This is a genomic window from Streptomyces sp. MNU76, from assembly GCF_020982545.1.
In the GTDB taxonomy this organism is placed as follows: Bacteria; Actinomycetota; Actinomycetes; order Streptomycetales; family Streptomycetaceae; genus Streptomyces.
Genome location: NZ_JAJKLK010000007.1, coordinates 155,334 through 168,693 on the forward strand (window position 1 = coordinate 155,334; position 13,360 = coordinate 168,693).

Annotated in this window: 16 protein-coding genes and 2 pseudogenes; 17 read left to right on the forward strand and 1 reads right to left on the reverse strand. The window is 70.5% G+C overall.

The genetic code is table 11. The features are described 5' to 3' along the window. Positions 1 to 2: 2 nt before the first annotated feature. The 10 genes and pseudogenes from E4N62_RS18660 (at position 3) to E4N62_RS18695 (ending at position 6,690) form a co-directional block, all read left to right on the forward strand. On the forward strand, positions 3 to 782 hold the full coding sequence (locus tag E4N62_RS18660) for a glycosyl hydrolase (RefSeq protein ID WP_230215782.1): 780 nt from the start codon (positions 3 to 5) through the stop codon (positions 780 to 782). Then, positions 779 to 1,264, forward strand: coding sequence for a hypothetical protein (locus E4N62_RS18665; RefSeq protein WP_230215784.1), 486 nt, complete (start codon positions 779 to 781; stop codon positions 1,262 to 1,264). Before E4N62_RS18660 ends, E4N62_RS18665 begins: the two co-directional genes overlap by 4 nt. After that, positions 1,261 to 1,914, forward strand: a complete 654-nt coding sequence (locus E4N62_RS18670; RefSeq protein WP_230215786.1) for a hypothetical protein — start codon at positions 1,261 to 1,263, stop codon at positions 1,912 to 1,914. Before E4N62_RS18665 ends, E4N62_RS18670 begins: the two co-directional genes overlap by 4 nt. Further along, the gene (locus tag E4N62_RS18675; RefSeq protein WP_230215788.1) at positions 1,911 to 2,732 is read left to right on the forward strand and encodes a hypothetical protein; all 822 of its coding nucleotides are present in this window, start codon (positions 1,911 to 1,913) and stop codon (positions 2,730 to 2,732) included. Before E4N62_RS18670 ends, E4N62_RS18675 begins: the two co-directional genes overlap by 4 nt. 37 nt (positions 2,733 to 2,769) lie before the next feature. Further along, positions 2,770 to 3,330 carry a hypothetical protein gene (locus E4N62_RS18680; protein ID WP_230215790.1) on the forward strand — a complete coding sequence of 187 codons (561 nt, stop codon included), beginning with the start codon at positions 2,770 to 2,772 and terminating at the stop codon, positions 3,328 to 3,330. 31 nt (positions 3,331 to 3,361) lie between these two features. Continuing rightward, positions 3,362 to 4,135: a helix-turn-helix domain-containing protein gene (locus E4N62_RS18685; RefSeq protein WP_230215792.1), complete on the forward strand. Its 774-nt coding sequence runs from the start codon at positions 3,362 to 3,364 to the stop codon at positions 4,133 to 4,135. 254 nt (positions 4,136 to 4,389) lie between these two features. After that, positions 4,390 to 4,491: pseudogene (locus E4N62_RS49490) on the forward strand (hypothetical protein); the annotation flags it as partial. Positions 4,492 to 4,637: 146 nt separating this feature from the next. Next, positions 4,638 to 5,087 carry a DUF317 domain-containing protein gene (locus E4N62_RS49495; protein ID WP_374117022.1) on the forward strand — a complete coding sequence of 150 codons (450 nt, stop codon included), beginning with the start codon at positions 4,638 to 4,640 and terminating at the stop codon, positions 5,085 to 5,087. 33 nt (positions 5,088 to 5,120) lie between these two features. After that, positions 5,121 to 6,041: a DUF317 domain-containing protein gene (locus tag E4N62_RS18690; RefSeq protein ID WP_230215794.1), complete on the forward strand. Its 921-nt coding sequence runs from the start codon at positions 5,121 to 5,123 to the stop codon at positions 6,039 to 6,041. Between the two features lie 28 nt (positions 6,042 to 6,069). Next, the gene (locus E4N62_RS18695) at positions 6,070 to 6,690 is read left to right on the forward strand and encodes a hypothetical protein (protein WP_230215797.1); all 621 of its coding nucleotides are present in this window, start codon (positions 6,070 to 6,072) and stop codon (positions 6,688 to 6,690) included. A 154-nt stretch (positions 6,691 to 6,844) separates the two neighbouring features. On the opposite strand, the gene E4N62_RS18700 is transcribed toward E4N62_RS18695, so the two are convergent. Further along, positions 6,845 to 7,339: a hypothetical protein gene (locus E4N62_RS18700; protein ID WP_230215799.1), complete on the reverse strand. Its 495-nt coding sequence runs from the start codon at positions 7,337 to 7,339 to the stop codon at positions 6,845 to 6,847. Here E4N62_RS18700 and E4N62_RS18705 point away from each other — a divergent pair. The 7 genes and pseudogenes from E4N62_RS18705 (at position 7,338) to E4N62_RS18740 (ending at position 13,296) form a co-directional block, all read left to right on the forward strand. Next, positions 7,338 to 8,627 (forward strand): MFS transporter, encoded by a 1,290-nt coding sequence (locus E4N62_RS18705; protein WP_230215801.1) that lies wholly within the window; start codon positions 7,338 to 7,340, stop codon positions 8,625 to 8,627. The two genes, E4N62_RS18700 and E4N62_RS18705, sit on opposite strands and share 2 nt — an antisense overlap. Positions 8,628 to 9,527: 900 nt before the next feature. Then, positions 9,528 to 10,375, forward strand: a pseudogene (locus E4N62_RS18710) (GNAT family N-acetyltransferase). A 306-nt stretch (positions 10,376 to 10,681) separates the two neighbouring features. Beyond that, positions 10,682 to 11,446 carry a DUF317 domain-containing protein gene (locus tag E4N62_RS18715; RefSeq protein WP_230215803.1) on the forward strand — a complete coding sequence of 255 codons (765 nt, stop codon included), beginning with the start codon at positions 10,682 to 10,684 and terminating at the stop codon, positions 11,444 to 11,446. A gap of 53 nt (positions 11,447 to 11,499) precedes the next feature. Beyond that, positions 11,500 to 11,859 carry a helix-turn-helix domain-containing protein gene (locus E4N62_RS18720; protein WP_230215805.1) on the forward strand — a complete coding sequence of 120 codons (360 nt, stop codon included), beginning with the start codon at positions 11,500 to 11,502 and terminating at the stop codon, positions 11,857 to 11,859. A gap of 81 nt (positions 11,860 to 11,940) precedes the next feature. After that, a complete protein-coding gene (locus tag E4N62_RS18725) occupies positions 11,941 to 12,222 on the forward strand; it encodes a hypothetical protein (RefSeq protein WP_230215807.1) in 282 nt (93 codons plus the stop codon). Positions 12,223 to 12,276: 54 nt separating this feature from the next. Beyond that, positions 12,277 to 12,822, forward strand: a complete 546-nt coding sequence (locus tag E4N62_RS48750) for a DUF317 domain-containing protein (protein ID WP_308185223.1) — start codon at positions 12,277 to 12,279, stop codon at positions 12,820 to 12,822. Between the two features lie 9 nt (positions 12,823 to 12,831). After that, entirely contained in the window at positions 12,832 to 13,296 is a 465-nt protein-coding gene (locus E4N62_RS18740; protein ID WP_230215809.1) for a hypothetical protein, read from the forward strand. Positions 13,297 to 13,360: the final 64 nt, after the last annotated feature.

A 13,360-nucleotide genomic window follows, 5' to 3' on the forward strand; every position in this document is an offset into this window, starting at 1 on the left:
GCGTGTCCAATACCCCCAACTTCCGCCTCGACGGCCTCACTCCGGCCGACGAGTCCTCCGCCGAAGCCGAAGGCGATATCGAGCTGTGGGACGACCTGTTCAGCGCATTGGCCGAGCACCACACGCCCGACGGGAAGCAGAGCTTCTTCGTCATCCATGACGGCTCAGCCACCTGGGGCATCCCCGGGGCGCCCCAGCTCATAGCCCTGCACGTCACCCGCGACCTCACCGCCCGCACCTTCCGGATCGAGCAAGCCGACCACCCCACCGTGCCGTTCGCCCAGTTGTGGCTGGCGGGCCGCGGCTGCCCTCCGGACGCCCTCCAGCTCCCGGAAGACCAGCACGTCGAGCCCGCCGATGCCCTCACCGTCCGCATCGAGGGCCAGATCCGCCACTCGGGCGCCCGGTACGAGATCAAAGACCACTACACCCACGACTCCGTCCCGTACGAGACATGGGTCATGGTCCGCGACAGCGACCCCAGCGCCGCCGACCTGCCAGTGAGGATCTTCCTGGAAGAGGCGGACCTGGACGCGTTCACCTACACCCTGCGCGAAGGCGCCTTCCGTGACGGCACCAGCGCTAGCCAGTGGCTGTTCGACCGCGACACCCCGCTGCCTGAGCCGTCCGAGCACCTCATCTCGGCCGACCGGCGCACCCGGGCCGCGCTTGCCCGCTCCGCCACCGGCCGACCGGCAACCGTTGCCTCAGTGCCCGCGCCTCCCCTTGGTCCCGCACCGTCGCCCCATGCTCAGTCGCACCGCCGAGGGGGCCGCTCGTGAGCCGGGCCAGGTACGGATTCGCCGCGCACCCCGAAGCCCTCGCCGATCTGCGCGAAGTACCCGACCACATCCGGGATCTGGCGCTGCTGGAACTTCAGCACCTCGTCCACGGCAACGAACGCGGCGCACCTCTGGTCGGCCGCCTCGCCGGTTGCCACAAAGTCTACGTCGACCCGAAGGCCGAATGGCGCCTGGTGATCCAGTTCCGCAACGCCCCTGCAGGCAGCCGCCACGACCGGGAGATCTACCTCATCGCGGCCGGGGAGCGCGAGGCCGGAGCGGTCTACCGGGCCGCCACCCAGCGCCTGAACCGAGACGCCGAGACCACGCCCGAAGCCGCTCCGCTCCGCCTCCAGGCCGAGGCCGCCCGCGCTCGCTCCCCGCATCTCCGCAGCGTGCCCGCCACCTCGGCACCCCCGAGCGACGCACCCCGCCCGCGCACCACCGCGGAATCCCCCGTCGTACGAAAGGCCCACGCATGACCCCCACCCGCGATGCCCTGGCCGATCTGCTCACCGAGGCCGCGCAGCAGGTGGGCTCCGTGCTCACCGCACAGGGCCCCGCCGTCGGCACGTCCGCCCGCCCCTACCTGGCTCCGTTCCTCGGCCCGCTGGCCGCAGCCACTCCCGTCCTGCACTCCCTGTCCGAGCAGCTTGACGCCTACTTCAGCGACCCGCTGCCCAAGACTCCGGCCGGGCTGTTCACCCTCGCCTGCCTGGCCGCCGCCAACGGCCAGCTCAACGAAGCGACGGCGGAGTTCATCAGCGCCGTCGAGGCGGTGTGCGACCGCGCCGGAATCAGCCCCGGTCCCAGCGCACAGCCCCCCGCGACCACGGACACGGACAGTGCCGTCGGCACCGGGATCGCGTTCACCAACCCCGAGTGGGAGGCCATCCAGAAAGCCGCACGCATCGGCGGCCTGGACGCGGGCGAGTTCGTCGCAGTGTCCGCGTCGGCGGTCGCCGCCTCGCTGCTGTTCACGGACCTGTGTCGCGAAATCTTCGAGGGGCTGCTGGCCGATGCCGAGTACGTCCGCACCGGCCCGGACACCGACGCCGCGCTCGGTACCGATGTCGAGAACTTGCCCACGATCGTCCAGCATCTGCTCGATGCCCCCGGCGCTGCCGCATGACCAGCCACCCCACCAGCGCCGAGATCACCCTGGGTACCCGCATCCTTGTCGATGCACTCGGCATCGACAATCCCATTGCTCTGATCGACCGCCACCCTGAAGACACCATCCCGGGTGTCCTCGCGCCCTTGGTGGCCCATGCCGCCCTGTTGGTCGACCAGCTGGACCAACGGCTCGTAGAAGCCGCCGCGACCGCCATCGAATACCTGCGCCACGTCGCGGACGGGCAGGACCCTCACGCCGTCGTCGGCAACGGGACCCTCAACGCCACCGGCCCAACGATCGATGTCCTCGCCGCGAGGCGCCGACAGGAAATCGGGCACCTGGAACGGCTTCTCAACGTCTACCAACGCCACCTGAACGGTTCCGACGGACATAGCCACGCGCCCAAGCATGCCGCCGCGCTGACATCCCAGCAGACCGCCCGCTCCGCCGCCGGCCCGATCCGCGTGTCACCCGCCCAGGTCAAGGCGTTGGAGGCGGTCGCCCGAGGCGGCGTCATGCTCCGTGAAAGCAGCCTGGCTCGCGGCACGTTCGTCACTTCTCCGAACGGTGCCCGGATCTCCCGCACCACCGTGGACGCGCTGCTCTCCAAGAAGCTCGCGGACCAGGACACCAGCACATCCCTGTACCAGGGGCAGCGGCTGAGCTTGACCGCTCAGGGCGAAACAGTCCTGGCCGAATGGCACCGCCGAGCCTCCCCGCGTGCCGAGGCCGCCCGCGCCCGCACAACCGCGCCAGCCATCCCCACCGCTTTCGCCGCTACGAACCCGGAAGCCCAGCCCGCCGCCGCGCCCGCACACCGCCGCTGCCGCTGATCACCCGATCCCTGTCCCGACCGAAAGGCCCCGTTCAATGACGGACCCCACCACCCTGGACTCTTCGCGCCGCCTCATCGAGCGGCAGTATGGACGGCCGATCCAGCAGCTGACGTACGACACCATCCCCCGGCCCAGCCGGGACCACGACCCCGTGCTCTCCGCCGCCCTGAACCTCTACAGCGGATTGCGGGAGACGTCGACCCGGCTCACCGAAGCCCGGCAGAGGGTGCGTCATCTCCTCGACGAAGGCCACGACAGCACCGTCGACGGCACCGCCCGCCTGCTCAACCTCGCCCAGGACATCCACGCCCTCACCACTCGGCACGTCACCGAGGTCAGGGCCCTCGGTGATCTTCTGGGCGCCAACCAGCCTCCGCCGCCGCTGCCCTGCGCAGCGTCCTCCGGCATCTGTGCGGCTGTCGACCTCGACGAACTGCTGCCGCTCGCCAGGCGGATCGCCGCCGGCTCGCCACACCTGACGCGCGCCAAGCTCGGCCCCGCTCTACGCGCCCACGGCATCCGCGTCAGCAACCAGCGCCTCGGCGCGCTCCTGAACCGCCTGCGCACCGAGACCTTCCTCGGCGCCGCTGCCTAGTCCCGCCCTGCCCTGATCACGGAGTCACCACATGACGTTCTGGCCGACCGACGCCGACCCCGGCCATCTGGAGCAGACCCTCGCCCGTCTCTCCCCGCGCTGGACCACCTGGACGCTGCTCACTCTCCAGCGCCACGATCACCTGCGTATATCCGAACTGGGACACGCTCTCCCATGGATCTCGGGTACGAGCCTCAGTCAGCAGATGCCCCGCCTGCAGCATCACGGCCTCGTCGACCGGGCCGGGCGCGGCCAGTACCAGCTCACCGACGCCGCCCGGCAGTTGGGACCGGTTTACGAAGCCCTCACCTCTTGGGAGCACACCCACTTCCCCACGGACCAGCCGACCGCCGAGGCCGAGCGGATCGAGACCGCCCTCGCCCGGCTCCGCCCGCGGGACACCACCACCGTGCTCCACTTCCTGGCCCAGCACCCGAGGACGTCGTTCACCGAGCTGCAGCAGCGCATCGGGCGCCCCGGATCGGCCTACGCCCGGCTCCAGCGAATGCAGACCGACGCGCTCCTGACCCGCACAGGCCACGGCCGGTACGAGCTGACCGAGACCGGTGCTGCCCTCGGGCCTGTCTACGAGGCACTGAACACCTGGTTTCCCGGCCCCGACACCGCTCCGGCGCCAATACACACCGCCGCCCCGGTCGTACAGGAGACCGTCAGCGCCCGCGCCACAGCAGCGCTTCGTCGTACGACAACGGCCGTCCAAGGGCTGTTCTCCCACGCTCCGGCATCCGAATCGGCCGTGCCCGCTGCATGGACCACCGCCTCCCGCCCTCTGCACACCCGGTGAACCGCTCCATGCCGCCGCACAGAGTCCTGTCGGCGCCCATCCACGGTCATCGCGCCCTGCCCCGGCAGGGGTGCCACCTCGCCCATCTCCGAAAGACGCTCGCCCATGCCCTCCGCGCCCCACCATCCGCCCGCCCAGGACGGCGACCTCCTCGTCGGACCTGTCTACCTCGCCGCCCCGGCAACCCGGCCCTGATCACCGAACCCCTACGCGCCGCGTCCGGGTGGGCCGACAGCCGGACCCCCTACGGCCGGGTGTTCTCCAGCCCCTGCCTGCGCGCCCAGATCGCCGAGCTGCCCTCGTCCCGCTACGGCGGCTGGAAGATCTCCTGGTCCCGCGAGCCCCTCGCCATCCCGGCCTGGACCGCGACCTTCACCCGCAACACCCCTGCCGAGATCGTCTCCGCATTCACCACAACCTTCATGCGCGGACTGGACAACGACCACAAGGACTTCCTCCCCGGCGGCCCCCACTCCACCCCATCGCCCCCGGCGATGTCCTCATCGCCCGCGGCTGGAAGGACGAGGCCAACGCCCTCTTCCAGTACCAGCACTCACCCGACCGACACGCCTACCTCAGCCTGCGCCAGTACGACACCGACTTCCACGACGAGTTGGAAGGCGGCGTCGCTGCCGAACGAACCATGTACGCCTGCGTCGAGGCCGCCAACGGGCCCCGCTGGCATGCGGACTTCACCTCCGCCACCCCGCTGCACTTGATCACCGCCGCCGCCGACGCCCTCTCCAGCCCGGCCCCGGTCCGCCGCAATCGGTGCGACCTGCCCGAGCGCAACGTCCCGTACCTCACCACCCGGCCCGCCACCCCCTCGCGTGTCACTGCCGCACGTGCTCGCACGACTGCTCAACCCCTGGTCACAGGCTCATCGGCGGCACCAGCCGCAGTGCCAGTGACGCATCCGGGTGTCGCCAATCCCCGGCGATCTCGCCGCTGACCTCGCCAGCCCTCGCATCTCACGGAGCCGCCCATGCTGACCCCCGAAGACGACGCCTACTGGCGGGAGTACCACGTCACGCCCCGGTACCTCGCCGGGTCGCTCGGCGTCGACGACACCAGCCTGAGGCCGTTCGTCGACCTGGACTGGCCGCGTCACCACATCGACGACGACCTGGGCAAGGACGTCTTTGTCTCCCCTGACGGGCGCCTGCGGATCGGCTTCTTCGGCGACGACTACATCCTGTGGAACATCGCCGCCTACGAAGATCCCTTCGGCCCCCGCCGCTGGGCCGCGACCTTCAACCAGAACACACCGCCGGAGATCGTCGCTGCTTTCACCACGACCCTGGCCCGCGACTACGAAGAGAGCAACAACCGCTTCCTGGCACGGCCCCCGCTGCGCTGGAGCGAGCAGACCCAGCCCCTGACCGAGGCGGGCTGGACCCGCGACTGGGGCACCGAGATCGGCACCGTGGAGATCATCGCCCCGGACAAGCAGGCGGGCATTCTCGTCGACGTCCGCTGCCAGGATCCCGAGGACGAGCAGTGCCTGCTGTGGTCCGGCCCTCCGGGCTGGGGAACCCGCGCGGAGGCCACCTTCACCACCCGCACCCCCGGGCACCTGATCGCCGCCACCGCCGCCGCCATGGCCGATCCCGCACCCCTCGTCCGCTACGAGCGCAGCATCCCCCGAGGGCTCCGAGACCTCGTCCAGCTCACCCCGGTCGAACCACCGCCTCCCGCAAAGCCAACGCCGCTCGACGTACGCCGCACCGCCGTCTCCCTCGCCGTCGAACGCGCCTTCCACGGCTCGTCAACCAACCCCCGGGCCGTGGCCGCCCGCGCCCGCACCACCAGTCCCCTCGCTGCGAGCGACGCACGCCCCACAGCGCTGGCCGCCCGGCACGTACCGACGCCGGCAACCCCTCGCGGCCCCGGCCGACGCCTTTGATCATCATCCCGTCCCCAAAGGATCCACAGTGGAACAGCCCGACCCCGTCCCCGCCACCGGTCTGCTCAGCGCCTGCTCGCACTGGGCCGCCGACCGGGCGCTCGTCGAGCGACTGCACACCGCGACGATGACGCTGCTCGACCTCCTGGACCTCCAGCTCGACGACCGTCCGGTCTTCTCCGAAGCCCTCGCCGGCGGGGGCGAACACGTCTGCGAGCTGTCAGACCTGGACCCGTCGTGGGCGCCTGCGATCGAGGCCGACGCCGTACGGCTCGTGACCGAAGCCGCCGGGCTACCCGCCGCGTCGGTGTTCTCTCCGGCCGTGCCATACATGATCGCCGCGATCGACCGCCAACCCCTCGATGTCCAACGGGCCCTGATCCAGCGCGCCTCAGCCCGTCACGTCATCCAGGGCACCGCCATCCCCAACGCCCGGTTCATCGCGGCCATCGCGCAGGTTCCCGTACGCCCTCCGCGCTACGCCCCGCCGCACATGAGCGATCACAGGTACGTCCGTTGGTCGGTGGAGGACGCCCGCGCCCGCACCACCCGCCCCCAGCCCGCCACCGAACCGGACCGTACGACACCAACACCGCACCGGGAACTCCCGCGCCCTCCGACACCGCCTCGCCCCACGTCTCCCCACTGACGCCGTGTCGGCGCCGTGCCCGTCCTGAAGGACACCCGCAATGAACCCGGCCGATCCGCCCCGCCCACCGGACCCCGCTACCAGCTCCCTCGGCCTCGCGGCCCTGGGGATCACCGACCCGACCTTCACCGCACGCGCCCACCACGCCGTGTCGCTACTTCTCGACGCTGTGCACGACGTGTTGAACGACGCCGAGACCTTCTCCGAAGCCCTCGCCGGCGGCGGCGAATTCGTCTGCAAACATCTCGGCCTTGACCCGTCCTTCGCGCCATTCATCGAAGCCGAGACTGCCCGCCTCGTCGCCGGACTCCAACCTTCCAAGCTGCACGCCCTCGCCCTGCCCGCCGTCCTGGCCGCCATCGACCAACAGCCCCTGGAAACCCAGCAAGCCCTGGTCGAAGAAGCCGCCGCCCGCCACCACGTCTCGGCCCCGCCCCGGCGGAAGGCGTGCTGCCGCCGCCCTCGCCAAATCGCCCCACCACGCTCCGGGACTGGACACGGCTTCCCGTACGGCCGCCGTGGCGCCCCGATTGACGCCCGCCCACATCCCGTCGGCCGAGACCAGCCGAGCCGCTCCACGCGCGAGGCGCTGACGCCGTTCGTCCTTGCCCTTCCCCATCACCCTCGCCTCGCCCTGGAGTCCTTCCATGCCCCGCCCCACCACCACGTCCGGCCTGCCCTCGGGCTGGCTGGCCCGCTGTTACCTTCTGCGAGCCGCCGATGGCGTGGCCGGCACCACCGTGATGTACGCCGTGCCCTTGATCATCCTCACCACCACCGGCTCGGTAGCCCTGACGGGTCTGGCGTTCCTGCTGGAGTGGCTGCCCCGGCTGCTGACCATGGTCGGTGCCGGACCGCTCGTCGACCGGCACCGCCCGGAACGGGTGTTCGCGTACGTCTGCGCGCTGCGCACCCTGGCGGCCGTGGCCACCGGCACCACTCTGCTCTTGGGGGACGGCGGCGCGACGAGCGCGGTGGTGATGGGCTTCGGCGTGCTGTCCGGGATGCTCACCGAGGTCTCCTTCCTAGCCGTGGAGTCGCTCGGCGCGCAGGCCAGTCGGCACGCCTCCAAGCGTGCACACCGGGTCCAGACGGTGCTGGTCGGCATCGACCAGTCCGCTCTGCTGGCCGGACCGCTGCTCGGCGGGGTGCTGTTGCTCGCCGGACCCACAATGCTGCTGACCGCGCTCGCCGCACTGTCCCTGTTCGCCGCTGTCGGCGCCCGCGGCCTGCCCCCCACTCTTCGGACAGCGGACAGCCTGCCGCAGCGGTCGTCCACACCATGGGCCGGCGTGCTTATTGGCTGCCGGGTGATCGCTGCCCGGCCCGCTCTGGGTTGGCTCGTGGCGTCCATGACCACCTGCGGTCTGATCTCCGGCGTCCTCCATGTCAGCGCACCGATCACACTCACCGCCGGCTTCGAGTTCTCCACCGCGACCGCGGGCACCGTGTGGAGCATCGCCACAGTCCCGTCGCTGCTCGCGATCGCCGCAGCCCACCGGGTCATCGACCGGCTCGGTCTGTGGGCCACCGGCCTTGCCGGAGCCGCTGCGCTGTCGGTCGCGGCACTGACCGCCGCCCTCGCCACCTCCGCGCTGGTCTATGGCATCGCGCTCGCGGTACTGCTGTCCGGCGAGGGCGTGCTGAGCGTCGTGCTGCGCACCGCCCGCGCCCGCCTCATTCCGCCAGCGGTGTTCGCCTCCACCCTGGCCGTCACCCTGCTGGCGATCCTCGCCCCGTTTCCGCTCGCCGGAGCCCTCGTCGCAGCCCTACCCCCAAACCGGATACCGGCGTTGGTGCTGACGTGCGCACTGTTGCAGATCGCGGTGACCGCCGTCGGATTCCGCGGACTGTGGCACCACCGCTCCGCCTACACCGACGCCACCCCTCCGAGCCATGCTCGGGCCACGGAGGCGCCGCTCCACAATGCGGCCTGAACCGCCCCCTCACGTCCCGCCCGTCCAGGCCCTCACCCAACCGTCCTTTCCACTCCGGAAGTTGGGTAGCGACGGCCTCCGAGCCGCTCGTAGGGTGATCTCTCGACAATGCATGAGATTCCCTGATGAGGAACCCGAGTGACAATAGGCAGCGATCGTGATCAAGTTAGTGTGTCCCCTCCTACAGGTGGGAACCACAACGGATCAGGACAACCACGGTGGGCATGGTGGGTCGTTGGCATCGTTATCCCGGTCATCGGGATCCTGGTCTCGCTGCTGGTAAGCGGAGCCGACGAGCCGAGCACTGAAGCGCAGCAGGATGGCGTGTCCACGCCTCCGGGAAGTTCCAACTCGAAGGAAGACTCCACGCCGAGCACGGAGACAGCTCCGCAGATCATGTTTGGGCCGGAGGAGATCGAGGTTGAGGTGAGCGCCTACGGCTCGAACATAGAACTGGACTCGGCGAAGCCCATGCCGCTGACTTCAGGCAAAGGGTCGGACCTTTCTGCAACGTCCGCCGCAGATGGCACGATCGCCAGCACGAGGTTCTTCGCACCCCCCGCTGAGCACAGGCTGGCGCCGCTACCTCCGTCGTCGCCAAGTCCCACAGAGGCAGAGTGCGCCAAGTCCGTACAGCGGAACGGCACCTATGAGGTGGATCAATTGACTCGGGGGCGTCAGTTCTGCATGTTCACAGATGAGGGCCGAACGGCCTATGTCCGGGTGGTGTCAGCGCCTGCTGCAGGCCATGTGATCAAGATTGAAGTAACTGTCTGGGACCTGGCCTCCTAAGCGAACCGGGCCGGCGCGACGCGTTCCGGGACATGCACCTGCACAGCCGCCTGGCGACGGACCCGAAAAACCACGGGCGCAGTCCGCGAACGCGCGGGATCATGACGCATGAGCCCGGACTGGCACCTCACCGATGACGTCGACGGCTTCCTAGCCCGCGCAGGCGACTTCCTGCGCTCGCGCCCTGCCCTGCACACCATCCCCCTGACGGTGACCGAGGCGCTGCGTACGCGCGGACCGCACGCATACGGCGCCGAAGCCCCCGTCTTCGGCATCCTGGAGAGGGCGGGCGAGGTCCGCGCGACCTACTTCCGCACCCCGCCCCAGCGCCTGAACCTCACCCCTCACCCCCGACGAGTCCGACACCCCGCCGCCCATCTGGCCGCCCTCGGCCTCCCGTCCCCGGCGTCAGCGCGGACCGCGACACCGCCGCCGCTTTCGCCGAGGCCTGGCAACGGCACACCGGCGCGACGCCGACGCTCCACGAGCGTCAGCGGCTGTACCGCCTCGGCACCCTCACCCCGCCGGTGCCGCGTCCGGCGGGCCGGGCCCGGGTCGCGGGCGAGCAGGACCGCGATCAACTCATCTGCTGGCACGGGGAGTTCGCCGCGGCCCTCGGAGCAGCCCCCTCCGTGGACTCCGGCTCCTGGGCCGACACGCGCATCGCCCACGGACGCGTCACGTTCTGGGAGACCCCGGACGGCACCCCCGTCTCCATGGCAGGCGTGACCCTGATGGTCGCCGGCCAGATCAGGGTGGCCCCCGTCTACACCCCGGCCCACCTACGCGGCCACGGCTACGCGGGCGCCGCGACGACCGAGGTCAGCCGGGTAGCACTGGCGGCGGGCGCGGCGGAGGTACTGCTGTTCGCGGACCTGGCCAACCCCACCAGCAACGGCCTGTACCAGCGGATCGGCTACCGCCCGGTCACGGACTTCGCGGTGTACGACTTTTAGGCACATCCGGCGGATCACGGACGGAGCCATAACCTGATCGCCGCAGGACATGACCAGGGTCCTGCCCACCCCCCGGACCGCAGAGCGCTGCTGGCCACCGCCTACCGTGCGGCCGACCCTTCATGCCATTGACGGCATAACTCCTCTCCGGAGCACATCCTCGAAATGGCCATTTCACCGTGCTCGTCGTCAATCGGTTCGCCCACGGCAGACACGAACCACGCACAACCCGCTTGAGACACGGCGCGGCCCAAGGGAACGTACGACGGCTCGGAAAAACCCCAGCTCAACGAAGGGATCCACGCCGTGCTCCACCCTCTGAACACGCCCGTCCCCACCCACCTCGACCCGCCCCACCCGCTCGACTGGCCGCTGTACCGCGTCGCCCCTCGCTACCTCGCCGGCCCCGGCGACGACAGCGCCGGCACCGTCATCCAGACCCTGGCCGATGCCGGTTGGAGCGACGCCACCTGGATGGACAACACGCGCGTGTTCGATCCCAGCCAGCGCCTGGCCCTCGAATTCCTCCCCGAGGCCCAGCCCGTGCCCCGCCTCGAGGGCCAGCGCGTGCTGTGGCGGCTGTGGGCCCGCCGCGACGCCCTCAGCCCGCTGTCCTGGACGGCGCTGTTCACCGACGAAACGCCCGAGGAGGTCCTGCTGCCCGTGGTCGGCGCGCTGGCCGCCAACCCGGACAAGGCCCTGGACCAACCTCTGCCGTACCCCACACGGACCCTGACCGACAACGCACCGGCCCTGGCCCCGCTCACCGCCGCCAGATGGTCCCCCGATCCAACCGAGCAGCCGCGCACGTACCACGCGCCCCGGCTCCAGGCCCGCTTCACCCATCAAGCACCCGGCCGCGACGGTCGCCCGGACCATGTACCCGCCCGCTGGCTGGCCACCGCCCGCCTCGACTGCGAAGCGCCCGCGCAGTGGGCCGCCTCCTTCGACGACACCACGCCGACCCACATCCTCGCCGCCTTCACCACCGCGCTCGCCGACCCGACCCCCGTCGAGCGCTACGAACTGCCCCGAGGCGCCGAGGCGTACCTCACCCTCACCCCCGCCTGATCGCCAAACCCCCGCACCCACCGAGCCCTCCCACCCGCTGCACGAGAGGCACCGTGATCCAACCCGTCCACCAGCTCCTCCCCGTCGGCATTACGGCCCTCGGCCTCGCCAACGCCGTGGCCGCCCATTCCAACGACAACCCCGCCGCTCTCGGGCTCAGCCTGGCCCTGGCCCTCTGCGGCATCCTGCTCGGCGCCGCCGACATCTACGAGACGTCCCTGCGGCGCGACGCCGCGATCGTCGCCCACCTCGCCAGACACCCCGGCGCCCGCACCCGCCACGTCGGCAACGCCCTCGGCATCCGCGACGCCACTGCCGCGAGAAGCCTCACGCGCCTGACGAAGGCGGGCCTGATCGTCCGGGAAACCGAGAACGAGACCCGCTCCCTGCAATCGTTCCGGCTCTCCGCCTGATCCCCCTCCATCCGGTCGGCCCGGACGTCTTCGGGCCGACCGCCCCTCACCCATGCCCTCTCCACTCACGGAGGACCAGTCGTGGCCCGGCACCGCGCACCCCTGATTGCCCATCACAAGGACGGCTCGCAGTGCCCGCCGTCCCACAAGCACACGACCTCCGGCAAGCCGCTCCACCCCGACTGCCCCGGCCGCTACCTCTTCGAGTCGGTCTGCACGTGCGGCACCTGGAAACTCTCCGGAGGCATCAAGAGCTACATCAACGACGAGCGCAAACGGCATCTCGCCACCCACCGCACCGCCGACGAGCTCCCCCAGGGGCCAGCCGCGCTGCGCAGGCTCCTGCGCCTCGACGCCAGTTGATACCCACGCCGTTCTCTCTTACCCCTGCTCACCCCACCCTGTAGGAGGTCATCCATGTCCCGGCTGCCGACCGTTGGCCAGCTCATCCACCAGCTCCAAACTCTCGCCCCCGACCGACCGGCACTCCTCGCGATCAACCCTGACTGGCCGTTCGCCCACTTCATCGGCCGCATCGTCGAGGGTGAGGGCGACAACGGCCCGACTGTGTACATTGCCGAGGACGGACAGCACGGCTATCTCCCGCGCCCCGTCTGCGACACCCTGGGATGGCACGAGGAAAGCTGGGCCCCCGGCCTCCACCCCGCTGCCGAGGGCGACGACCCGGCGCCCTGGTACCTCGACGGGCAGGACGCCGCGTACGTCGTCACCGAACTCTTTCACCGCCCCCGCTGGACCGCGTACGACAACGATGTTGAGGGGGTGTACACCGGTCCCGGCGGCCATCTGACGGCCCGTTGTGCCGACAACGGCTGGTCCTTCGAAGCCCGCCGTACCCCCGGCGGCGAGGAGGTCTGGCACGCCGACTTCGACGCCGCCGTCCCACCCACTGCCATCAAGGCGTTCGCCACCGTGCTCCTCGGCCCGGAGCCCACTGTCTGATGTCATCTCATGCCTCGTTTCGGGCGGACTCCTAAGTCCGCCCGAAACGAGGTCGTCGCTTTCCGGACCGATCTGCTGCTGGAGGAACCCATTTCCACGTACGTCTCCGCCCGACCGCCCCTCGCCGCTCTGTCGTCCCTGACCACTCGCCCGATGCCCGACGGCGTACGCGGCGCCCTCGTCCACCACGTATCCGCCACCCCCGACGGCCCTTTCCTGACCTGCTGGATGGCCGCTGATCACCCCAACCGCGTACCGCCCGGCAGAATCCTGCTGAGCTGGAACCCCGCACCCGACAGCGGCATGGACGTCACGGCCCGCCTCGGCCTGCCTGGCGCCGAGGTCCTGCTGGCCACCTGGCCCCAGCTGGCCGGCGACTGGAGCCGCACCGTCCATCCCACCGTCGTCGAGGTCATGGGCCTGCACTCCGCTCTCACCCTCGCCACCACCGTCCTGGAACTCCTCACCGACTGAAGCCGGTGCGGGGATCTTCGGCTGCCTGCCGCTCCAGCGGGTTTGAGTCGACCGCGGCTCGTCA